The 19,307-nt window shown below is 70.4% G+C and carries 16 protein-coding genes, 1 tRNA gene and 1 riboswitch; of the genes, 5 read left to right on the top strand and 12 right to left on the bottom strand.

Features of this window, described 5'->3' with window-relative positions:
- Positions 1-23 precede the first annotated feature (23 nt).
- Together ACZ4IF_RS32330 and ACZ4IF_RS32325 are read left to right on the top strand one after the other, a co-directional pair.
- Positions 24-1,244: an acetyl-CoA C-acetyltransferase gene (locus tag ACZ4IF_RS32330; protein WP_467569251.1), complete on the top strand. Its 1,221-nt coding sequence runs from the start codon at positions 24-26 to the stop codon at positions 1,242-1,244.
- 319 nt (positions 1,245-1,563) lie between these two features.
- Positions 1,564-2,361, top strand: a complete 798-nt coding sequence (locus ACZ4IF_RS32325) for a hypothetical protein (protein WP_467569248.1) — start codon at positions 1,564-1,566, stop codon at positions 2,359-2,361.
- A gap of 50 nt (positions 2,362-2,411) precedes the next feature.
- On the opposite strand, the gene ACZ4IF_RS32320 is transcribed toward ACZ4IF_RS32325, so the two are convergent.
- A complete protein-coding gene (locus ACZ4IF_RS32320) occupies positions 2,412-2,723 on the bottom strand; it encodes a hypothetical protein (RefSeq protein WP_345658272.1) in 312 nt (103 codons plus the stop codon).
- Positions 2,724-2,827: 104 nt separating this feature from the next.
- Between ACZ4IF_RS32320 and ACZ4IF_RS32315 the strand changes: the two genes are divergently transcribed.
- On the top strand, positions 2,828-3,058 hold the full coding sequence (locus tag ACZ4IF_RS32315) for a DUF4287 domain-containing protein (RefSeq protein WP_359496549.1): 231 nt from the start codon (positions 2,828-2,830) through the stop codon (positions 3,056-3,058).
- A gap of 159 nt (positions 3,059-3,217) precedes the next feature.
- On the opposite strand, the gene ACZ4IF_RS32310 is transcribed toward ACZ4IF_RS32315, so the two are convergent.
- The 3 genes from ACZ4IF_RS32310 to ACZ4IF_RS32300 all read right to left on the bottom strand — a co-directional run bounded on the left by ACZ4IF_RS32310 (position 3,218) and on the right by ACZ4IF_RS32300 (position 5,857).
- Entirely contained in the window at positions 3,218-4,099 is an 882-nt protein-coding gene (locus ACZ4IF_RS32310) for a Bax inhibitor-1/YccA family protein (RefSeq protein ID WP_028803888.1), read from the bottom strand.
- A 324-nt stretch (positions 4,100-4,423) separates the two neighbouring features.
- Positions 4,424-5,599: a 4-hydroxybenzoate 3-monooxygenase gene (locus ACZ4IF_RS32305; protein WP_467569241.1), complete on the bottom strand. Its 1,176-nt coding sequence runs from the start codon at positions 5,597-5,599 to the stop codon at positions 4,424-4,426.
- A gap of 175 nt (positions 5,600-5,774) precedes the next feature.
- Positions 5,775-5,857, bottom strand: a tRNA-Leu gene (locus tag ACZ4IF_RS32300).
- Between the two features lie 387 nt (positions 5,858-6,244).
- Here ACZ4IF_RS32300 and ACZ4IF_RS32295 point away from each other — a divergent pair.
- On the top strand, positions 6,245-7,015 hold the full coding sequence (locus tag ACZ4IF_RS32295; RefSeq protein WP_467569238.1) for an ABC transporter ATP-binding protein: 771 nt from the start codon (positions 6,245-6,247) through the stop codon (positions 7,013-7,015).
- Positions 7,016-7,075: 60 nt separating this feature from the next.
- Positions 7,076-9,604, top strand: coding sequence for an ABC transporter permease (locus ACZ4IF_RS32290; RefSeq protein WP_467569235.1), 2,529 nt, complete (start codon positions 7,076-7,078; stop codon positions 9,602-9,604).
- Between the two features lie 72 nt (positions 9,605-9,676).
- Here ACZ4IF_RS32290 and ACZ4IF_RS32285 read toward each other — a convergent pair whose 3' ends face one another.
- The 8 genes from ACZ4IF_RS32285 to ACZ4IF_RS32250 all read right to left on the bottom strand — a co-directional run bounded on the left by ACZ4IF_RS32285 (position 9,677) and on the right by ACZ4IF_RS32250 (position 19,205).
- Positions 9,677-10,966: a class I SAM-dependent methyltransferase gene (locus ACZ4IF_RS32285; RefSeq protein ID WP_467569232.1), complete on the bottom strand. Its 1,290-nt coding sequence runs from the start codon at positions 10,964-10,966 to the stop codon at positions 9,677-9,679.
- Between the two features lie 268 nt (positions 10,967-11,234).
- Positions 11,235-12,626: an NAD(P)/FAD-dependent oxidoreductase gene (locus tag ACZ4IF_RS32280; protein ID WP_467569229.1), complete on the bottom strand. Its 1,392-nt coding sequence runs from the start codon at positions 12,624-12,626 to the stop codon at positions 11,235-11,237.
- 519 nt (positions 12,627-13,145) lie between these two features.
- Positions 13,146-14,102: a Ppx/GppA phosphatase family protein gene (locus tag ACZ4IF_RS32275; protein ID WP_359496535.1), complete on the bottom strand. Its 957-nt coding sequence runs from the start codon at positions 14,100-14,102 to the stop codon at positions 13,146-13,148.
- A gap of 174 nt (positions 14,103-14,276) precedes the next feature.
- On the bottom strand, positions 14,277-14,807 hold the full coding sequence (locus ACZ4IF_RS32270) for a DUF501 domain-containing protein (RefSeq protein ID WP_095934827.1): 531 nt from the start codon (positions 14,805-14,807) through the stop codon (positions 14,277-14,279).
- A 29-nt stretch (positions 14,808-14,836) separates the two neighbouring features.
- A complete protein-coding gene (locus tag ACZ4IF_RS32265; RefSeq protein ID WP_467569224.1) occupies positions 14,837-15,313 on the bottom strand; it encodes an FtsB family cell division protein in 477 nt (158 codons plus the stop codon).
- A 117-nt stretch (positions 15,314-15,430) separates the two neighbouring features.
- Complete coding sequence (gene eno / locus ACZ4IF_RS32260) at positions 15,431-16,717, bottom strand: phosphopyruvate hydratase (protein WP_028803896.1); 1,287 nt, start codon at positions 16,715-16,717, stop codon at positions 15,431-15,433.
- Positions 16,718-17,214: 497 nt separating this feature from the next.
- The gene (locus ACZ4IF_RS32255; protein ID WP_467569220.1) at positions 17,215-17,880 is read right to left on the bottom strand and encodes a transglycosylase family protein; all 666 of its coding nucleotides are present in this window, start codon (positions 17,878-17,880) and stop codon (positions 17,215-17,217) included.
- Positions 17,881-17,883: 3 nt separating this feature from the next.
- A riboswitch (cyclic di-AMP (ydaO/yuaA leader) is annotated at positions 17,884-18,047 on the bottom strand.
- Between the two features lie 183 nt (positions 18,048-18,230).
- Positions 18,231-19,205 (bottom strand): transglycosylase family protein, encoded by a 975-nt coding sequence (locus ACZ4IF_RS32250; RefSeq protein WP_467569217.1) that lies wholly within the window; start codon positions 19,203-19,205, stop codon positions 18,231-18,233.
- Positions 19,206-19,307: the final 102 nt, after the last annotated feature.

Below are 19,307 nucleotides of genomic sequence, written 5' to 3'. Positions count from 1 at the left end.
CCCCGTATGCCAATGGAGCCGTGATGCCCGAAGCCGTGATCGTCTCAGCCGCCCGCTCCCCCATCGGCCGCGCCTTCAAGGGCTCCCTGAAGGACGTGCGCCCCGACGACCTGACCGCCACGATCATCGAGGCCGCCCTCGCCAAGGTCCCCGAGCTGGACCCGAAGGACATCGACGACCTCATGCTCGGCTGTGGCCTCCCCGGCGGCGAGCAGGGCCACAACCTCGGCCGCATCGTCGCCGTGCAGATGGGGATGGACCACCTCCCCGGCTGCACCATCACCCGCTACTGCTCCTCCTCGCTGCAGACCTCCCGCATGGCGCTGCACGCCATCAAGGCGGGCGAGGGCGACGTCTTCATCTCCGCGGGCGTCGAGATGGTGTCGCGCAGCGTGAAGGGCACCAGCGACGGTCTGCCGGACACCCACAACCCCCTCTTCGCCGAGGCGGAGGCCCGCACCGCCGCCGTCGCGCAGACGGAGGGTTCGACCTGGCACGACCCGCGCGAGGACGGCCTGATCCCGGACGCGTACATCGCGATGGGCCAGACCGCCGAGAACCTGGCGCGCCTCAAGGGCGTCACCCGCCAGGACATGGACGAGTTCGGCGTCCGCTCACAGAACCTCGCCGAGGAAGCCATCAAGAACGGTTTCTGGGAGCGCGAGATCACCCCGATCACGACGCCCGACGGCACGGTCGTCGCCAAGGACGACGGCCCGCGCGCGGGCGTGACCCTGGAGGGCGTGCAGGGCCTGAAGCCCGTCTTCCGCCCCGACGGTCTCGTCACGGCCGCCAACTGCTGCCCGCTGAACGACGGCGCCGCCGCCCTCGTGATCATGTCCGACACGAAGGCCCGCGAGCTCGGCCTCACCCCGCTCGCCCGCATCGTGTCGACCGGTGTCACCGGCCTGTCCCCCGAGATCATGGGCCTGGGCCCGGTGGAGGCCAGCAAGCAGGCCCTGAGGCGCGCGGGGCTGACCGTCGACGACATCGACCTGTTCGAGATCAACGAGGCGTTCGCCGCCCAGGTGATCCCGAGCTACCGCGACCTGAACATCCCGCTGGACAAGCTGAACGTGAACGGCGGCGCGATCGCCGTCGGCCACCCCTTCGGCATGACCGGCGCCCGCATCACCGGCACGCTCATCAACAGCCTCCAGTTCCACGACAAGCAGTTCGGCCTGGAGACGATGTGCGTCGGCGGCGGCCAGGGCATGGCGATGGTCATCGAGCGCCTCAGCTGACACGGTCGCGCACGCGGATCCGAACGGGCGGCAGATCCCGTACGGGTGACCGTTGTTGAACCGAACGTGACCGGATCGGCCCAGAACCCCGCAACCACCGGGGCTCTGGGCCGATTTGTGATCCAATCCCGCCCAAGATGTGACCTATCTCCCCCTGGAGAGCGATTTTCGCAGGTCAGAGCGCTTGCACGACTAAACCTCAGGCACAAAGTCCTGTCCCTTTCGTGACGTTACGCACTGACAGCCGGATGGTCCGCCCTTCAAGCTGATGTAGGAAGTCGGGGGCCGACCTTGAACCGGGAGTACGTCAGTGAGCGCCATGCCGATTGCTTTGCTCCTCACCACGGGTGCCACCGCGGCCGTGGGCATCGCCGTACTGCGCACCGTGCGGGGACTGCGTCGACAGGTCGCGGCTCTGCACACCGAGCTCGTCGAGAGCCGGGCGACGGCCACCGCGCGGGGGCTCGTGCCCGCCGCCCGCCCGGCCGCCGACACGGACGAGATACGGGCCGCGGTCGCCGAGGCGCTCGCCGAGGAGCGGGAGCGGGAGCTCGCCGAGGCGCGGGCCTTCTGGGCCGCGCAGGAAGCGCGTGACGCCTCCGAGGCCCCCTCCCTGCTCGGCCTGACGGACAGCGAGATGTTCCTGCCGCGCCAGTCGGACTTCGTCGGCCTGGAGCCCCTGGAGCCGGTCACCGAGGCCGCCGGGGACGCCGAGGAGGGCTCCGCCGGCGCCCACGGCGAGTCGCCGGAACTGGCCGCGGCCCGCCGCCGCCACCCCTCGCACCCGGACTTCATGCCGGTCCAGTCGCCCGTGGTGAACGACCATGAGCGCACGGTGGCGTGCCTGGAGGAACTCGCCGTGTCCGGCACCGAGCTGGCGGACGTCCGCCCCGGCCCGCTCGGCACCCTCGACGTCTACGTCTTCGCGGACGGTACGACGCTGTGCATGACGCCGGGTCACCGTGAGACGGCGGAGCGGCTCGCCACCGCGCTGAGCGAGGGGGAGACCCCGGTCCTGCTCGGCGGCTCGGGCGTGTCGGGCGCGTACACGCTGACGTTCGCCTGCGGCGACGAGAACGTCTACATCCTGGCGGACCGCGTCATCGCGTCGCTGTAGGAGCGCGCGCCGCCCAGAGGCATCACCCCGCGCCGGAGTCGGTCAGCCGATCAGACTCCGGCGCGTTTCTGTGCCTCCTCCACCAGGGCCACCGCCTGCGCCAGCTCCTCCTCGGTCGTCAGTACGAGAGCCAAGTCGTGCGCCGCGACGGTGATTTGGTCGGCGGCGGCGAACATGCCCGCGTCCGGCATCTCGCGGGGGGCCGCGGAGGGGTCCTCCAGATGCTGGGCACGCAGTGCCAACTCCCTGGCCAGACCCAGTGCCTCGGCTGCCGCGCTGCGTTGCAGGCGGCTCTGCGGCGCGGCCCGCAACCGGTCGGCGAAGTGATCCACGGCTCGGGTCAGCGGCGTCGTATCAAGCACGTCGCGAGACTACGCGCCGCGACGGGACTGTTGCCAACAACCCAACCCTCAGGCACGGTGGCGTGAAGGACCGGCTTACATCCCCATTGCGTCCGGAGGCGCCGATGTCCCAAGTCTTCTACGAGGAGACCCATCGCAATCTGCTCGCCCGAATCCCCCACTGCACCGGTCGTGAGATCTCCGACTGGCTTCGCACCGTCGAGGAAGGCCCCGCCCTCTTCCGCTTCGAGGAGAAGGTCAGCTGGCTCCGCGCCGAGCACAACCTCGCGTACGGCCACGCCAAAGCGATCATTCACGAGTACGACCTGAGGAGGGCCGCGCGCAAACTGCTCTGAGCGCGCACCGCAGTGACATCAGGCATCCGACGACAGGCATCCCACGACGAAGGGCCCGCGAACCGGTGGTTCGCGGGCCCTTCAAGTGCCGGTGGCCGGGTCGTCCGGCCAGGTGGCCGGGGGTGCGGCGACCGCTGTCGCCGCACCGCCGGCGGCCGACTAGTCGTCGCCGCTGAAGATGGCGACCAGGCGCAGCATCTCGACGTAGATCCACACGAGGGTGAGGGTCAGGCCGAACGCGGCCAGCCAGGCCTCCTCCTTCGGCGCGCCGTAGGCGATGCCGTCCTCGATCTGCTTGAAGTCGAGGGTCAGGAAGAACGCGCCGATCAGGATCGCGAGGATGCCGACGATCGCGCCGAGCGGGCCCATGCTGCGCAGTCCGCCGTCCTCGGCGACGCCGAAGACGACCAGCAGCAGGTTGACCGCCATGACCACGACGAACGCGATGGCGATGGTCATGCCGATGCGCGCGTACCGCGCGGTCACACGGATCCAGCCCGCCTTGTAGACGAGGAGGGTCGCGCCGGTGACCGCCATGGTGCCGAGCACGGCCTGGAAGGGCGCGCCGGACCACTGGCTGTTGTACATCTCGCTGATGACCCCGAGGAAGACGCCTTCGAAGGCGGCGTAACCGAGGATCAGCGCGGGCGAGGCGGTGCGCTTGAAGGACTGGACCATGGCCAGCACGAAGGCGACCAGTGCGGCGCCGATCGCCAGGCCGTAGCTGGTGGACGACACCGGCAGCAGGGCCCAGGCGAGGATGGCGCCGACGGCGACCGTGCCGAGCGTCATGGCCGAGCGCATGACGACGTCGTCCATGGTCATGCGGCCGGTGGTGGCCGGGGCCTGCGGCGGAGCGCCGTACTGGAGGTCCTGCTGTGCGTACGGGTTCTGCGCGTAGGGGTTGCCGCCCTGCTGGGCGTACGGGTTGCCCTGGGTTCCGGCAGCGGGTCCCCCGGCCTGCGGCGCCGCGTTGAACCCCGCGTAACCGTTGTCGCGGCTGAACCCCCGTCGCGAGAAGACCGGGTTACTGCTCCTCATTTCACTCCTCCATGGCCACCCTGCGTGGCCTTGGCCTCAAGGGTAATGGGTAGGCAAAGGATTGACCCTAGTGCTTGGGGAGGATCTTTCCCTCGTGCTGCCACGGTACGCGTGCGGTCTCGAGGCCGCCCGCACTGGTACCAAGCCGTGACAGCGCCCGTGGCCTCCTCTTTATGCCCGCTGTCGCGCCGGGTGCCCGGCCCGGCCCTTCGCGGCCTGTCGTACCCCCCTCCGCCCCGCGGGCGCTGCTCCGTCCGCGGGACCGTGCGCGCGGACGGCCCAGGGGGTTTCGTCGCGGACCCGAGCCGATCCGAACGAAGCCCCCTAGCCCAGCGGGAAGCCTGTGTACCCCTCGGCCAGGTCGGTCTCGGCGGCCCTGGTGCCCGCGATCCGCTCCAGGCGGGCGAGCTGGATGCGCCCGTCGAAGGGCGAGGCCCCGGGGTCGCTGTGCAGCAGCGTCGTCATGTCGTACGAGAAGCGCTCGGCCTGCCAGACGCGGCGCAGGCAGGTCGCCGAGTACGCGTCGAGCAGGGCGGCCGAGCCGGTCTCCTTCTCGTGCGTGAGCGCCCGCGCGAAGGTGACGACGTCGCCGACGGCGAGGTTGAGGCCCTTCGCGCCGGTCGGCGGCACGATGTGCGCGGCGTCCCCGGCGAGGAAGAGCCGCCCGTGCCGCATGGGCTCGTGGACGTGGCTGCGCATCGGGGTGACGGACTTGGAGGTGATGCGGCCCCGGCGCAGCCGCCAGTCGTCGCGGGTCTCCAGGCGCCGCTCCAGCTCGTCCCAGATCGCCTCGTCCTCCCATTCCTCGGCGGTGGTGCCCTGCGGCACCTGGAGGTAGAGGCGGGAGATCTCCGGGGAGCGCATGCTGAGCAGGGCGAAGCCGCGCTCGTGGCGGGCGTAGACGAGTTCGTCGTGGGAGGGCGGCACGTCGGCGAGGACGCCGAGCCAGCCGAAGGGGTAGGTCCTCTCGAAGACGCGGGAGATCCCGGCGGGCACGGCCTGTCGCGCGACTCCCCAGAAACCGTCGCATCCGACCACGTAGTCGCAGTCGAGGACGTCCTCGCGGCCCTCGTACCTGAACCGGACGCGCGGCCGGTCGGTCCCGGCGCCCTCGACGGCGAGCGCCTCGGCGCCGAAGAGCAGCGGACCGCCCTCCTTGAGCTGGAGCGCTATGAGGTCCTTGCAGACCTCCGTCTGGGCGTACACCGTCACGGAGCGTCCACCGGTGAGGGCGGGGAAGTCGACGCGGTGGCGCCGGCCGTCGAACCGCAGCTCGATCCCGTCGTGCCGCAGACCCTCCCGGTCCATGCGCTCGCCGGCCCCGGCGGCCCGCAGCACGTCCACGGTGCCCTGTTCCAGGATCCCGGCCCGCTGGCGTCGCTCCACGTACGCACGGTCCCGGCTCTCCAGCACGACGGAGTCGATCCCCGCGTTGTGCAGCAGCCGCGCCAGCAGCAACCCGGCCGGCCCGGCCCCGACGATCCCGACGGTGGTACGCATCGGCACGCCCCTTCGCGTTCCCGTGTTCGTCCAGTGAAATTTACTTCACTATTTTCTCCGGTGTGAGTCTCCGACCGCACCGGCCCGCTGTCAACGGTGAGGGACGAAGCTCCCGCGGGATCCCGCGCACGGCCGCGTTCCGCGGTGCGCGACGAATGAACGAGAGGGTCGGAGGTGCCCGGAACCGGACTTGAACCGGTACGCCCGCGAGGGGCAGCGAGGTTTAAGCTCGCCGTGTCTGCATTCCACCATCCGGGCAGGCCATGGGCTCCGCATCGAGGTTCCGAGCCTATCGGGGCGCATCCCCCGAGCAGCGGTCGGGCGACCCGATGTTGTCTTATTTTATTGACGTCTGAGGGTGCATCAGCACTCGGTACGGGCCATCCGCACTTGCCAATAGCCTTTCGGACGCCCCACGACATCGCATGCGGAATGACGGAATTTCACCGTCCGAACGAGCGCACTGCGTGACGTCGCACCCGGGGGTCCTCTCAGGGGGTGCCGTCATCCCCAGGTATGACTCGGCCGCCGCCGGTCCGACCGCAGTCTGTCCCCGGAACCGGAACAGCGGCTGACTACAGCGCGCGGATCGGGACCGAGGATGGGAGACATCCCCGAACGTCGTCCCGACAGGAGCACCCTCCCGTGACCACCACGCCCCTCGCCGGCACCACCACCGCCGTGGCCGCCCGCGCCACGGAACTGTCGAAGGTCTACGGACAGGGCGAGACCCAGGTGGTCGCCCTCGACCGGGTCTCGGTCGACTTCCGGCAGGCCGAGTTCACCGCGATCATGGGTCCCTCCGGCTCCGGCAAGTCCACGCTCATGCACTGCGTGGCGGGCCTCGACACCTTCAGCAGCGGCTCCGTGCGCATCGGTGAGACCGAGCTGGGCTCCCTGAAGGACAAGCAGCTGACCAAGCTGCGCCGGGACAAGATCGGGTTCATCTTCCAGGCCTTCAACCTGCTGCCGACGCTGACGGCCCTGGAGAACATCACGCTCCCCATGGACATCGCCGGCCGCAAGCCCGACAAGCAGTGGCTGGACACCGTCATCACGATGATCGGGCTGTCCGACCGCCTCGGGCACCGGCCCTCCCAGCTCTCCGGCGGCCAGCAGCAGCGCGTCGCCGTCGCCCGCGCCCTGGCCTCGCGGCCGGACATCATCTTCGGCGACGAGCCGACCGGAAACCTCGACTCGCGCTCGGGCGCGGAGGTGCTGGGCTTCCTGCGCAACTCCGTACGGGAGCTGGGGCAGACCGTCGTCATGGTCACCCACGACCCGGTGGCCGCCGCGTACGCGGACCGCGTGGTCTTCCTGGCGGACGGCCGCATCGTCGACGAGGTGTACGGGCCGACCGCCGAGTCCGTGCTCGACCGGATGAAGCAGTTCGACGGCAAGGGCCGCACGAGCTGACGCCCCGTCCGACCACCGACCACCCCGCCGCCGCACCTTCCCTGGACTGAGAAAAGACCCATGTTCCGTACCGCCCTGCGCAACGTGCTCGCGCACAAGGCCAGGCTCCTGATGACCGTGCTCGCCGTGATGCTCGGCGTGGCGTTCGTGTCCGGGACCCTGGTCTTCACCAACACGATCTCGGACGCCTACCAGAAGAGCTCCGCCAAGGGCTTCGACCAGGTCGACGTCGCCGTCCGCCCCGAGAGTCAGGAGGACAAGGGCGACACGGTCGGCAAGGAGCACAAGCTCACCCGGCCGCTGCTCGACAAGGTCGCCGCCGCCCCCGGCGCCGGCACCACCGTCGGTGTCGTGAACTGCTTCACCGCCATCGCCGGCAAGGACGGCAAGCTCATCGGCGGCGGCTTCCAGTCGCAGGGCGGGAACTACTGGGGCAGCGACGACCCCCGGTACCCGCTGACGAAGGGTCACGCGCCGCACGGCGAGGACGAGGTGGCCATCGACTCCGCGACCGCCCGGCGGGCCGGCTACAAGGTCGGCGACACCGTGCGGATCTCCGTCGACGGGCCTGTCCTGACCCCCACGGTGACCGGCATCTTCACCACGGACGACGGCAACGTCGCCGCGGGCGGCAGCCTCGCCCTGTTCGACACGGCCACCGCGCAGCGGCTGTTCCACTCGGTCGGCTCCTACGACGAGATCGACGTGAAGGCCGCCGCGGGCACCAGCCAGACCGCGCTGCGGGAAGCGATCGACCGGGTCGTGCCCGAGGACGTCGCCTCCACCACCACCGGCCGGCAGCTCGCCGACGACCAGGCCGCCCAGATCGCCTCGGCGATGAGCGGCATGAAGACGGGTCTGCTGGTCTTCGCAGGGATCTCGCTGTTCGTCGGCACCTTCATCATCGCCAACACCTTCACCATGCTGGTCGCGCAGCGCACCAAGGAGCTGGCCCTGCTGCGCGCGGTCGGCGCCTCGCGCCGCCAGGTCACCCGGTCGGTACTGGTCGAGGCGTTCGTGGTGGGCGCGGTCGCCGCCGTCGCGGGCCTGGCCGCGGGCATCGCCATCGGCGCGGGGATGCGTTCCCTGATGGGCAGCTTCGGCGCCACCGTGCCCGACGGCCCGCTGGTCGTGTCGCCCGGCACCGTCGGCACGGCGCTGCTCGTCGGCGTCCTCATCACCATGCTCGCCGCCTGGCTGCCGGGCCGCCGCGCCGCGAAGATCCCGCCGGTCGCCGCGATGAGCAGCGTGCACGCGAAGGCGACCACGAAGTCGCTGGTGCTGCGGAACACGCTCGGCGCCCTGCTCGCCGCCGCCGGCATCGCCGTGGTCCTGTACGCGACCACCATGGACGGCTCGGACGGCCAGGCCCCGATGGGCTTCGGCGCGGTCCTGCTCATCATCGGCGTCTTCGTCCTCACCCCGCTGCTGTCCCGGCCGCTGATCGCAGCAGCGGCCCCGGTGCTGCGCGTCTTCGGCATCTCCGGCAAGCTGGCCCGGCAGAACTCGGTCCGCAACCCGCGCCGTACGGCCGCGACCGCCTCCGCCCTGATGATCGGTCTCACCCTGATCACCGGCATGACGGTGATGGCGGGCAGCCTGCAGAAGTCCATCGACAAGATGGCCAGTTCGGCCATCCGGGCGGACTACGTCGTCTCGATGGCGAACGGCAACTCGCTCTCCCCCGACGTCGAGAAGAAGCTCGCCGGGGTCGACGGGGTCACCGACACCAGCTCCCTGCGCAACGCGCCCTCCCGCATCGACCGGCAGACCGAGTTCCTGACCGGCGTCAACGGCCCGGCCATCGGCAAGCTGACCGATCTCGACGTCACCGACGGCTCCTTCGCGGTCGGCGGCACCCGGGTCGTCGTCGACAAGGACACCGCCGCCTCCCACCACTGGAAGGCCGGCGCGGAGTTCACCGTCTCGTACGAGGACGGGAAGAAGCAGCGCCTCACGGTCGCCGGCGTCTACGAGGGCAACGAGATGATCCAGGGCATCATCCTGGACAACGCCACCCTCTCGCCCCACCAGAGCGACGCCTCCGACATGCAGGTCATGCTGAAGACGTCGCACGGCGCGTCGGACGCGACCAAGGACCGGCTGGAGAAGGCCCTCGGCGACAACCCGGCCATCAAGGTGCAGGACAAGCAGGACCTCTCCGACGGCATCGCGCAGATGTTCACCCTGATCCTGAACATGATGTACGGGCTGCTCGCGATGGCGGTCGTCGTCGCCGTCCTCGGCGTCATCAACACCCTCGCCATGTCGGTCTTCGAGCGCTCGCAGGAGATCGGGATGCTGCGCGCGATCGGCCTCGACCGCAAGGGCATCAAGCGCATGGTCCGCCTGGAGTCCCTGGTCATCTCGCTCTTCGGCGGTGTCCTCGGCATCGGCCTGGGCGTGTTCTTCGGCTGGGCGGCCGGTGAGCTGCTGGGCAGCAGGATGTCGACGTACGAACTGGTCCTGCCCTGGGGCCGGATGGCCGTCTTCCTGCTCCTCGCGGCGACGGTCGGCGTCCTGGCGGCGCTGTGGCCGGCGCGCCGGGCGGCCCGCCTGAACATGCTGACGGCGATCAAGTCGGAGTGACGCCGGCCGGCACGGACCGCAAGGCCGGGGCCCCTCCCGTACGGATTCGGGACGGGCCCCGGCGTGTGCGGGTCAGTTCCAGGTCCGCGCCCGCAGCGGCAGCCCGGAGGCACCGGACGGTTCGGGTGCCCTGACCGCCAGGACCTGGTTCACCCCGATGCGGTTGTGTTCGAAGGCGAGCGCGCTGGCCGCCATGTACAGGCGCCAGACACGGGCACGCGGAGGGCTGGAGAGCTTGACGGCCCGTGCCCACTGCGCCTCCAGGTTGGTGACCCAGCGGCGCAGGGTGAGCGCGTAGTGCTCGCGCAGGGACTCGACGTCGCGCACCTCGAACCCGGCGCGCTCCAGCTGTGTCACCGTGGTCCCGACCGGCGCGAGCTCGCCGTCCGGGAAGACGTACGCGTCGATGAACTCGTCCACGGAGTACGTCGTCTCGTCCCACTGCGGGCGGCGGGCGATCTGGTGGTTGAGCAGCCGGCCGCCGGGCCTGAGCAGCCCGTGCAGCACCTGTGCGTACTCCAGGTAGCGTTCGGCGCCGACGTGTTCGGCCATCCCGATGGAGGAGATCGCGTCGTAGGGGCCGTCGGTGACGTCGCGATAGTCCTGAACCCGGATCTCGACCCGGTCGGTCAGGCCCTCGTCGGCGACCCGCTTGCGGGCGTAGGCGGCCTGCTCCTGCGACAGCGTGACCCCGACGACGCCGACGCCGTGCTCGCGGGCGGCGTGGATGGCCATCGATCCCCAGCCGCAGCCGACGTCCAGCAGCCGCAGACCGGGCTTCAGGCCGAGCTTGCGGCAGATCAGTTCGAGCTTGTCGCGCTGGGCGTCCTCCAGGGTCCCGCCGTCCTCCCAGTAGGCGCAGGAGTACACCATGGAGGGACCGAGGACGATCTCGTAGAAGTCGTTGCCCACGTCGTAGTGGTGGCTGATGGCCCGCTTGTCGGTGCGGCGGGTGTGCAGGTGACGGTGTCTGCGCGTCTCCTCGCGCGGCGGGGCGGGCGGCAGCGGCGGGCCCGCCATGGCCACCAGGCCGCGGACGGCGGCCCGCACCTGGGGGTCGCGCAGCGACTCGACGAGCCCCCGGGCGTCCTCCCCGCGCTCCCACACCAGCCCGGACATCAGGTCCAGGGCGGCGTACAGGTCGCCCTCGACGCCGAGGTCACCGGAGACCCAGCCGCGGGCCAGCCCCAACTCGCCCGGCTTCCACAGCAGTCGGCGCAGGGCCCGCCGATTGCGTACGACAAGGACGGGAGCGCCCGGGGGCCCCGCCTCCGAACCGTCCCAGGCGCGGATGCGCACGGGGAGGGGGGTTCCCAGCATCTGCTCGACAAGGCTCTTCAGCCGCAGCGCGGCGTCCTGCATGGCGCACACCTCCGACGGGGGTCTCCCCCACTCGAACGAAGCCGAGGGTTCGGGGTCGGACACTCCCGAACGCTCCGACACCACGTAAACACCATCGCGCCCCGCGCGCAGTCCCCCTTACGCGTTACGGCTTCACAAAACAGGTGTAGCGGCCATGCTTTTCGTCGGTGCGGGCCGCCGCTTCCTTGACCCGTCCGGCGGAACGCCGAAGGGGCCGCCCGCACCACGGATGGCGGGCGGCCCCTTCAGGGCGTTCGGTGACCGGAGGTCAGGAGGCCTTGGCCTTCACGGTCTTCGCGGCGGGCGCCGGGGCCGCCGCCGCGGGCGCCGGCTTGGCGGCCTCGTAGAACTCCTCGCGCGGAGTCTCCATGGCGCCGAGGGAGACGACCTCGCGCTTGAGGAACATCGCGAGCGTCCAGTCGGCGAACACGCGGATCTTCCGGTTCCAGGTCGGCATGGCCATACCGTGGTAGCCGCGGTGCATGTACCAGGCGAGACGGCCCTTGAGCTTGATCTTCATCTTGCCCATGACGATCATCGCGACGCCCTTGTGGAGGCCGAGACCCGCCACCGCACCCTTGTTGGAGTGCGAGTACTCCTTCTGCGGGAAGCCCCGCATGCCGGAGATCACGTTGTCGCCGAGGACCTTGGCCTGACGCAGCGCGTGCTGGGCGTTCGGCGGGCACCAGGCGTTCTCGACACCGGCCTTGCGGGCGGCGACGTCCGGCACCTGCGCGTTGTCGCCGGCGGCCCAGATGTAGTCCGTGCCCTGCACCTGGAGGGTGGTCTGGGTGTCCACGTGGCCGCGCGGGCCGAGCGGCAGACCGAAGCGGGACAGGACCGGGTTCGGCTTGACGCCGGCCGTCCACACGATGGTGTTGGAGTCGACCTCCAGGCCGTTCTTCAGCACCACGTGACCGTCGACGCAGGAGTCCATGGAGGTGGAGAGGTAGATCTCCACACCGCGGCTCTCCAGGTGCTCCTTGCCGTACTGGCCGAGCTTCGGGCCGACCTCGGGAAGGATCTTGTCCGCGGCGTCGACGAGGATGAAGCGCATGTCCTCACGGGACACGCTGGTGTAGTACTTGGCCGCGTCGCGGGCCATGTCCTCGACCTCACCGATGGTCTCCGCACCGGCGAAGCCACCCCCGACGAAGACGAAGGTGAGCGCCTTGCGCCGCACCTCCTCGTCCGTGGTCGAGTCGGCCTTGTCCAGCTGCTCGAGGACGTGGTTGCGCAGGCCGATGGACTCCTCGATGCCCTTCATGCCGATGCCCTGCTCGGCGAGGCCGGGGATCGGGAAGGTGCGGGAGACCGCGCCCATCGCGATGACGAGGTAGTCGAAAGGCAGCTCGTACGCCTCACCCACGAGGGGGGCGATCGTAGCGACCTTGCGGTCCTGGTCGATGGTGGTGACCCGGCCGGTGAGGACCTCCGCCTTCGGGAGCACGCGTCGCAGCGGGACGACGACATGCCGAGGGGAGATGCTGCCGGCGGCGGCTTCGGGGAGGAAGGGCTGGTAGGTCATGTACGACCGGGGGTCGACGACCGTGACGGTCGCCTCTCCGTAGCGCATCTTCTTGAGAATGCGCCGAGCTGCGTACAGGCCTACGTACCCACCGCCTACTACGAGGATCCTGGGACGCTCCGTGGTGCTCATGCCATCGAGTATCCACCCGCCCCCGGGGGGTCGCTCGTGCGCCCCTTCACAAGCTTTGACAGGGGCTCTGCTACACTGCGCCGCCCACGTGACCCAGGTCATGTCGCCGCGGGGGAACCACTGTGCCACCAAGGCCGTTGTCAACACCGCGTGAGCTGCCGCTCCGGCCCCACCGGCCGACCGGACCACTGCCCCGCGGGACCCTCCCGGACCGCCCCGGAGACGCTCCGGTGAGCACGCTCCCGGGCCGTGTGAGCCCTCGTAAGGGGCCCTCTGGGCCTGATCCTCGCCCAGCAGGGCCCTTTTCCTTGTGAAGAACTTCACGAAGTTTTCCGACGGCATGTCGCCCGGCGCCGTTCCAGCCGGCCTGGGGGCGCTCATACGTTATTCGACCTGCTCAGCCGAGGCTACCGATTGGTAGTAAAAGGAGAGCCAGACCACGGCGTGGCCGTGGCCCGCGTCACCACCGGGCCGGCGCCGCCGAGGGCGCAACCCCGGCGGACACCGCAGGCCGGGCCGCTACTCGCCGGAGTCCCCGGCCACACTCCAGGCAATGCCGTCGAGGATGTCGTGCTCGCTCACCACGACCTCCCGGGCGCCGATCCGCTCCATGATCGAGAGCAGGACGAGGGCCCCCGAGGCGATGACGTCCACACGGCCCGGGTGCATCGAGGGGATCGCGGCCCGCTCGGCGTGGGTGGAGGCGAGCAGCCACTCGGTGATCTCGCGGACCTTGTCGTAGGAGACCCGGGAGTGGTGGATCGCCGCGGAGTCGTACTCGGGGAGGTTCTGGGCGATCGCCGACACCGTGGTCACCGATCCGGCCAGCCCGACGAGCGTGTGCGCCTCGCGCAGGGGCACCGTGCGCTCCGCGAGGTCCAGCGCGGCCTCGATGTCGGCGCGGATCGCCTCGACCTGGGCGGGCGTCGGCGGATCGCTGACGGCGCCCTCGTGCACGAGGTGCCGCTCCGTCATGCGTACGCAGCCGATGTCCACCGAGCGGGCCGCGCGCACGTGCTCCTCGCCCACCACCAGCTCGGTGGAGCCGCCGCCGATGTCCACGACGAGGAAGGGCCGGGCGAGGTCGTCGCGTCCCGTCAGCTCCTTGGTCGCCCCGGTGAAGGAGAACTCCGCCTCCTGGTCCCCGCTGATGACCTCCGGCTCGACCCCGAGGATGTCCAGCACCCCGCGTACGAACTCGTCCCGGTTCTCGGCGTCCCGGGAGGCCGAGGTCGCCACGAAGCGCAGGCGCTGCGCGCCGAGCTCCTTGATGAGCGCCGCGTAGTCCCGGCAGGCCGCGAAGGTCCGCTCCAGCGCCTCCGGGGCGAGCCGTCCGGTGCGGTCGACGCCTTGTCCGAGCCGCACGATCGTCATCCGGCGGTCCAGCTCGACGAGTTCACCGGTCCGCGGGTCCGCGTCGGCGACGAGCAGCCTGATGGAGTTGGTGCCGCAGTCGATGGCGGCGACCCTGGTCATGGTCTCTGGTCTCCTGTCGTGATCGTCCCCGCCGCCGGCCGTCCCGGCCCGGCTCCTCCCCGAGGGGCGGTCCCCCGGTGCGCGGGGGCGGGCCCGGGGCAGGGTCCCGGGGCGAAAGGTGCGCGGACGCGGAGCGGCGGCCCGAAGGCGGCCGCTCCCGTCACTCGCGGCAAGTCAGTCCTGGTCCCCGTCCGGCAGGACCACACAGGCCCCCTTGCTCCACCACTCCGGGAGCATGGCGATCGCTTCGTCCCCGAGGGGGTTCACACCCGGCCCGGCGGCCAGCGAGTGCGCCACCAGCACGTGGAGGCACTTCACCCGGTCGGGCATGCCGCCCGCACTGGGGAAGCCCTCCAGCACCTCGATGGAGTCGCGGCGCGCGATGTAGTCCTCGTGCGCGGCACGGTACGCGGCGGCCAGCTCCGGGTCGGTCGCCAGCCGTTCGGTCATCTCCTTCATGACCCCGTTGGCCTCCAGCGTCCCGATGGCGGACGCGGCCCGCGGGCACGTGAGGTAGTACGTCGTGGGGAACGGTGTCCCGTCGGGAAGACGCGGCGCCGTCTCGACGACGTCCGGCTGCCCGCACGGGCACCGGTGCGCGATCGCGCGCAGTCCGCGCGGCGGCCGGCCGAGCTGCTGCTTGAAGGCCTCGACGTCCGCGTCGGTCGGTTCGGTGCGCGGGGTGGGCGGCGGTGGCGTTTCCATGCCGTGTGTCACATGTCTTTCTGGTCAGTTCACTTGTCGGCGGCGTCGGACTTGTCCACGCCGTCCCAGACGTTGGCGTACCAGGGGCGCGGTGCAGCCCTCCGGTCGGCGCGGGACTGCTTCGCCGCGTCCGGGTCGACGACGATGTAGCCGGTCTCGCCGGGCATCACGTAGTGCAGCCGGTCCCGGATCCGCTGTTCGGCGTACGCGTCGTCCTGCCAGCGCGCCTTGAGGTCACGCAGCTGCTCGACCCGCTGGCGGGCCTGCTCCCGCCGGCGCTCCACGTCGGCGATCTCGGCGCGCTGGGAGACGTACTGCCTCATCGGGTACGCGAGCGCGACGATCAGGGAGCACAGGACGAGGGCGAGCAGCGCGGCGCGGCCGGTCAGCCGGGAACGACGGGCCTGCCGCTTCGTCTGCGAGCGGTACACCCGGGCCGCCGTCTGCTCGCCGAGCAGCCGCAGCCTGGTCGCGGTGGAGAACCGGTCCCGGTCCTTCACGGCCATGTATCCCGCCTCCCCGGTGCTTGCGCGTCCGCCGGCCCGTCACGTGCGTACGTCCCCGCACACGGTACGGGACCGAGTACGGGGACGTACGTACGACGCTTCCTAAGCCAGTGCGACTCAGCCCTTGAAGCGGGGGAAGGCGCTGCGGCCGGCGTACACCGCGGCGTCGTCGAGGATCTCCTCGATGCGCAGCAGCTGGTTGTACTTGGCGACGCGGTCCGAGCGGGCCGGGGCACCGGTCTTGATCTGACCGCAGTTCACGGCGACCGCGAGGTCGGCGATCGTGACGTCCTCGGTCTCGCCGGAGCGGTGGGACATCATGCACTTGAAGCCGTTGCGCTGGGCCATCTCGACGGCGTCCAGGGTCTCGGTCAGCGAGCCGATCTGGTTGACCTTGACGAGCAGGGCGTTGGCGGAGCCCTCCTCGATGCCGCGGGCCAGGCGCTCCGGGTTGGTGACGAAGAGGTCGTCGCCGACGATCTGGACCTTGTCGCCCAGCTTCTCGGTGATGACGTTCCAGCCGGCCCAGTCGTCCTCGTACAGCGGGTCCTCGATGGAGACCAGCGGGTACGCGGAGACGAGCTCCTCGTAGTACTCGGTCATCTCGGCGGCCGAGCGGGACTTGCCCTCGAACTCGTACTTGCCGTCCTTGTAGAACTCGGACGCGGCGACGTCGAGCGCGAGCGCGATCTGCTCGCCGGGGATGTAACCGGCCTGCTTGATGGCCTCGAGGATGAGGTCGAGCGCGGCACGGTTCGACTCCAGGTTCGGGGCGAAGCCGCCCTCGTCGCCGAGGCCGGTGGACAGGCCCTTGGTCTTCAGCACCTTCTTGAGGGTGTGGTAGACCTCGGCACCCCAGCGCAGGGCCTCGGAGAAGGACTCCGCGCCGATCGGGGCGATCATGAACTCCTGGATGTCCACGTTGGAGTCGGCGTGCGAGCCGCCGTTCAGGATGTTCATCATCGGAACGGGCAGCAGGTGCGCGTTCGGGCCGCCCAGGTAGCGGAAGAGGGGGAGGTCGGACGCCTCGGAGGCGGCGTGCGCGACGGCGAGCGAGACGCCGAGGATGGCGTTGGCGCCGAGCGAGCCCTTGTTGTCGGTGGCGTCCAGGTCGAACATCGCCTGGTCGATCAGGCGCTGCTCGGTGGCGTCGTAGCCGACGAGCTCCGGGCCGATCTGCTCGATGACGGCGAGGACGGCCTTCTCGACACCCTTGCCCTGGTAGCGGTTGGGGTCACCGTCGCGGAGCTCGATGGCCTCGAAGGCACCGGTGGAGGCGCCGGACGGGACGGCGGCACGACCGGTGCTGCCGTCGTCGAGGCCGACCTCGACCTCGACCGTGGGGTTGCCTCGGGAGTCCAGGATTTCCCGGGCTACGACGACGTCGATGGACGGCACGAGCATCTCCTTCTGGGATGTGACGCGGGTACGCCGGACACCGGGCCCGGCACGGCGCGGAGCCTGGGACGGCTTCGCGACATGAGCCTAACCGCCTCGGGGGGATCGGCCAGCCTGACGACCACCCCTTGAGCAGAACCGAGCGTAAATTGTTTCCGAACGGAACAAAAACCTGCCCCGTACATGAATACCGCCCCGCACGAAAAGCCCCGCCCCGGCGCGTGCGGGGGAACACGTGCCGGGGCGGGGAGCCCGTGGGGACGGGGGTGACCCTCACCAGGCCTCCAGTGTGGAGACCTTCTCCAGGGGAGAGCCATGAACCGGCTGAGGCCTTTCGAGGACCGCTGCCGGGCCGCGGCCGGCGGTGTGGGGCCGGACCGGACGGCGTGGACGCCGGTCCGGACCGCACACGGCCGGTGGGGGCGCGGACGCAGGTGGGGGCTGCGGACGCGGACGGACGCACGGAGGACGGTGGGGGGGCGCGGCCGCCGCGCGAGGGCCGGTCAGCCGAGGTGCAGCTGCTGGCCCGGGAAGATGAAGTCGGCGTCGTCGACGATGTCCTTGTTCAGCTTGAACAGCTGCTGCCAGCCACCCTTGACGTGCTTCTTCTCGGCGATGGAGCTGAGGGTGTCGCCCTTGACGACCTTGTACTCGCCGTCACCCTTCTTGACCCTCTCGCCGGTCGGGGTGGTGACGGTCTTCTCGGCGGCCGGGCGCTCGGCCGAACGCGAGGCGGGCTGCTCCGTCGTACGGGTGGTGGTGCTCGACGCGGAGTCCGCGGTGCCGCCGTTGTACGTGGCGCTCGACAGGCCCGTACCGCAGGTCGGCCAGGCGCCCTTGCCCTGCGCGGCGAGGACCTTCTCGCCGATGGCTATCTGCTGGGCCTTGGAGGCCTTGTCGGCGGTGGAGGCGTAGGCGGTGCCGCCGTACGCGGCCCAGGTGGAGGCCGCGAACTGCAGGCCGCCGTAGTAGCCGTTGCCGGTGTTGATGGCCCAGTTGCCGCCGGCCTCGCACTGGGCGACGGCGTCCCACTCGGACGCGGTGGCGGCGGAGGCGTTGCCGGCGGCCATCAGCGGAGCGGCGATGGCGACACCGGTGACACCGGCGAGGGCGGCGACACGTGCGGCCTTGGACGGACGACGGTGCTTGCCCTTGTCGGAAAACAGCATGGAGGATCCCCTCACCGACGCCTGCGAGGTGAGCTGTCGGGTTCGGGCGGGTGAGTGCCCGGCCGTGCGCTCCAGCGCTCGGCTCCACCCCTAGCCGCTCCCGGTCCAACAACCGGTCGCGGCACTTACCTTGGGTCCCCCGCTCCTGCCCACGGCGCTTGACGCGTCGGCTGTTCCCGTACGGCCGTCGGCAGGATTCGGCGTTGCGACCGTCGGGGCCCGCTGTGGCGAGCGATCACGACCGTAGGCATGCGGTCGACGGAATTCCAAAGACGATCAGGGCCTCTGAGACTCATCTCTCACTCGCACCAAACCGGACATTCCACGGCGAACCGTGACGCGAACTCCCGCTACTTTTCGCCCGATTCGGCATCAACTGCAAGGCTCTGACCGGGGAGGATGAGGTCAGGGTCGGCGCCGACCGTCTTCTTGTTCGCGTCGTACAGCCCGGACCATCCGCCCGGCAGGTCGAGGGCGTCGGCGATCGTCGAGAGGCTGTCGCCGTTGCGCACGGTGTAGGAACCGTCGGCGGATTCACGCGAGGGGCCCGAGCCGCGGGAGGCGTGCCGCCCCGGAGTGCCGTCCTCGCGGGCGTCACCCGCGCCCTGCGTCGCATCCTCGTCGGCGCTGTCGCCGCGATGGCGGCCGGCTCCGGCCGTGCCGCCCTCGGACACCTCCGAAGACTCGTCATTCCGGCCAGACTTGTCCGATTCATCGCTCTTCGGCGTCGCCTGGTCCGAGCGGTCCGAGTCCTGGGAGTCCCCGTCCGACGAGGTGTCGGACTTGGTGGAGTTCCCGCCCTCGCGCGAGGTGTCGGTCAGGGAGGACGAACCGGACGAGAGAGAGGAGTCGGAAGAATCAGTTGAAGAGGACGAATCGGACGAGTCCGAAGAGCCGCCCTCGTTCGAGGAGCCGTTGCCCAGGCCCGTGTCGACCTCGACGTCAGCGGAGTTCCTGCTGAGCCCGGAGAGCGGCCCGCAGGTCGGCCAGGCGGTGAGCCCCTCGCCGTCGAGGACCTTCTCGGCGACCGCTATCTGCTGCGAGCGGCTGGCCTGGTCGGCGCTCGCGGCGTAGGCGAGACCGCCGTACCTCTCCCAGTTGTCCTGGGTCAACTGCAGGCCGCCGTAGTAGCCGTTGCCGTTGTCGGCGCTCCAGGCGCCGCCGCTCTCGCACTCCGCGACCCGGTCCCACGTGGTGCCGTCGGCGGCGCTCGCGCTGGTGGCGCCGAGCAGCGGGATCGCGATGGCCGAACCGGTCACTCCAGCGGCGACGATGAGAGCCGGGGCCTGACGGGGGCGACGGTGACGGCCGTTCCCGGAGAGCATGCGGAAGCCTTTCGCGTGACAGCAGGTGACTACAGCGGCTACAGCGACAGATGGGCCGCGTTGCTGGGTGAACGTATCCGCACTCGAACGCTTGTCACAAGT

The organism is Streptomyces sp. NPDC025784 (assembly GCF_055558435.1).
Note: the sequence above shows the minus strand (reverse complement) of the source record. Positions and strands in the feature narration are given on the sequence as shown.

Excerpts from the sequence above, each read along its gene's own strand:
- eno (WP_028803896.1), bottom strand. The coding sequence starts at position 16,717 with ATGCTCGTGCCGTCCATCGACGTCGTCGTAGCCCGGGAAATCCTGGAC.
- ACZ4IF_RS32275 (WP_359496535.1), bottom strand. The coding sequence starts at position 14,102 with ATGACCAGGGTCGCCGCCATCGACTGCGGCACCAACTCCATCAGGCTG.
- ACZ4IF_RS32325 (WP_467569248.1), top strand. The coding sequence starts at position 1,564 with ATGCCGATTGCTTTGCTCCTCACCACGGGTGCCACCGCGGCCGTGGGC.
- ACZ4IF_RS32280 (WP_467569229.1), bottom strand. The coding sequence starts at position 12,626 with ATGAGCACCACGGAGCGTCCCAGGATCCTCGTAGTAGGCGGTGGGTAC.
- ACZ4IF_RS32255 (WP_467569220.1), bottom strand. The coding sequence starts at position 17,880 with ATGCTGTTTTCCGACAAGGGCAAGCACCGTCGTCCGTCCAAGGCCGCA.
- ACZ4IF_RS32285 (WP_467569232.1), bottom strand. The coding sequence starts at position 10,966 with ATGCAGGACGCCGCGCTGCGGCTGAAGAGCCTTGTCGAGCAGATGCTG.
- ACZ4IF_RS32330 (WP_467569251.1), top strand. The coding sequence starts at position 24 with ATGCCCGAAGCCGTGATCGTCTCAGCCGCCCGCTCCCCCATCGGCCGC.
- ACZ4IF_RS32265 (WP_467569224.1), bottom strand. The coding sequence starts at position 15,313 with ATGGCCGTGAAGGACCGGGACCGGTTCTCCACCGCGACCAGGCTGCGG.
- ACZ4IF_RS32250 (WP_467569217.1), bottom strand. The coding sequence starts at position 19,205 with ATGCTCTCCGGGAACGGCCGTCACCGTCGCCCCCGTCAGGCCCCGGCT.
- ACZ4IF_RS32290 (WP_467569235.1), top strand. The coding sequence starts at position 7,076 with ATGTTCCGTACCGCCCTGCGCAACGTGCTCGCGCACAAGGCCAGGCTC.
- ACZ4IF_RS32310 (WP_028803888.1), bottom strand. The coding sequence starts at position 4,099 with ATGAGGAGCAGTAACCCGGTCTTCTCGCGACGGGGGTTCAGCCGCGAC.
- ACZ4IF_RS32270 (WP_095934827.1), bottom strand. The coding sequence starts at position 14,807 with ATGGAAACGCCACCGCCGCCCACCCCGCGCACCGAACCGACCGACGCG.
- ACZ4IF_RS32315 (WP_359496549.1), top strand. The coding sequence starts at position 2,828 with ATGTCCCAAGTCTTCTACGAGGAGACCCATCGCAATCTGCTCGCCCGA.
- ACZ4IF_RS32305 (WP_467569241.1), bottom strand. The coding sequence starts at position 5,599 with ATGCGTACCACCGTCGGGATCGTCGGGGCCGGGCCGGCCGGGTTGCTG.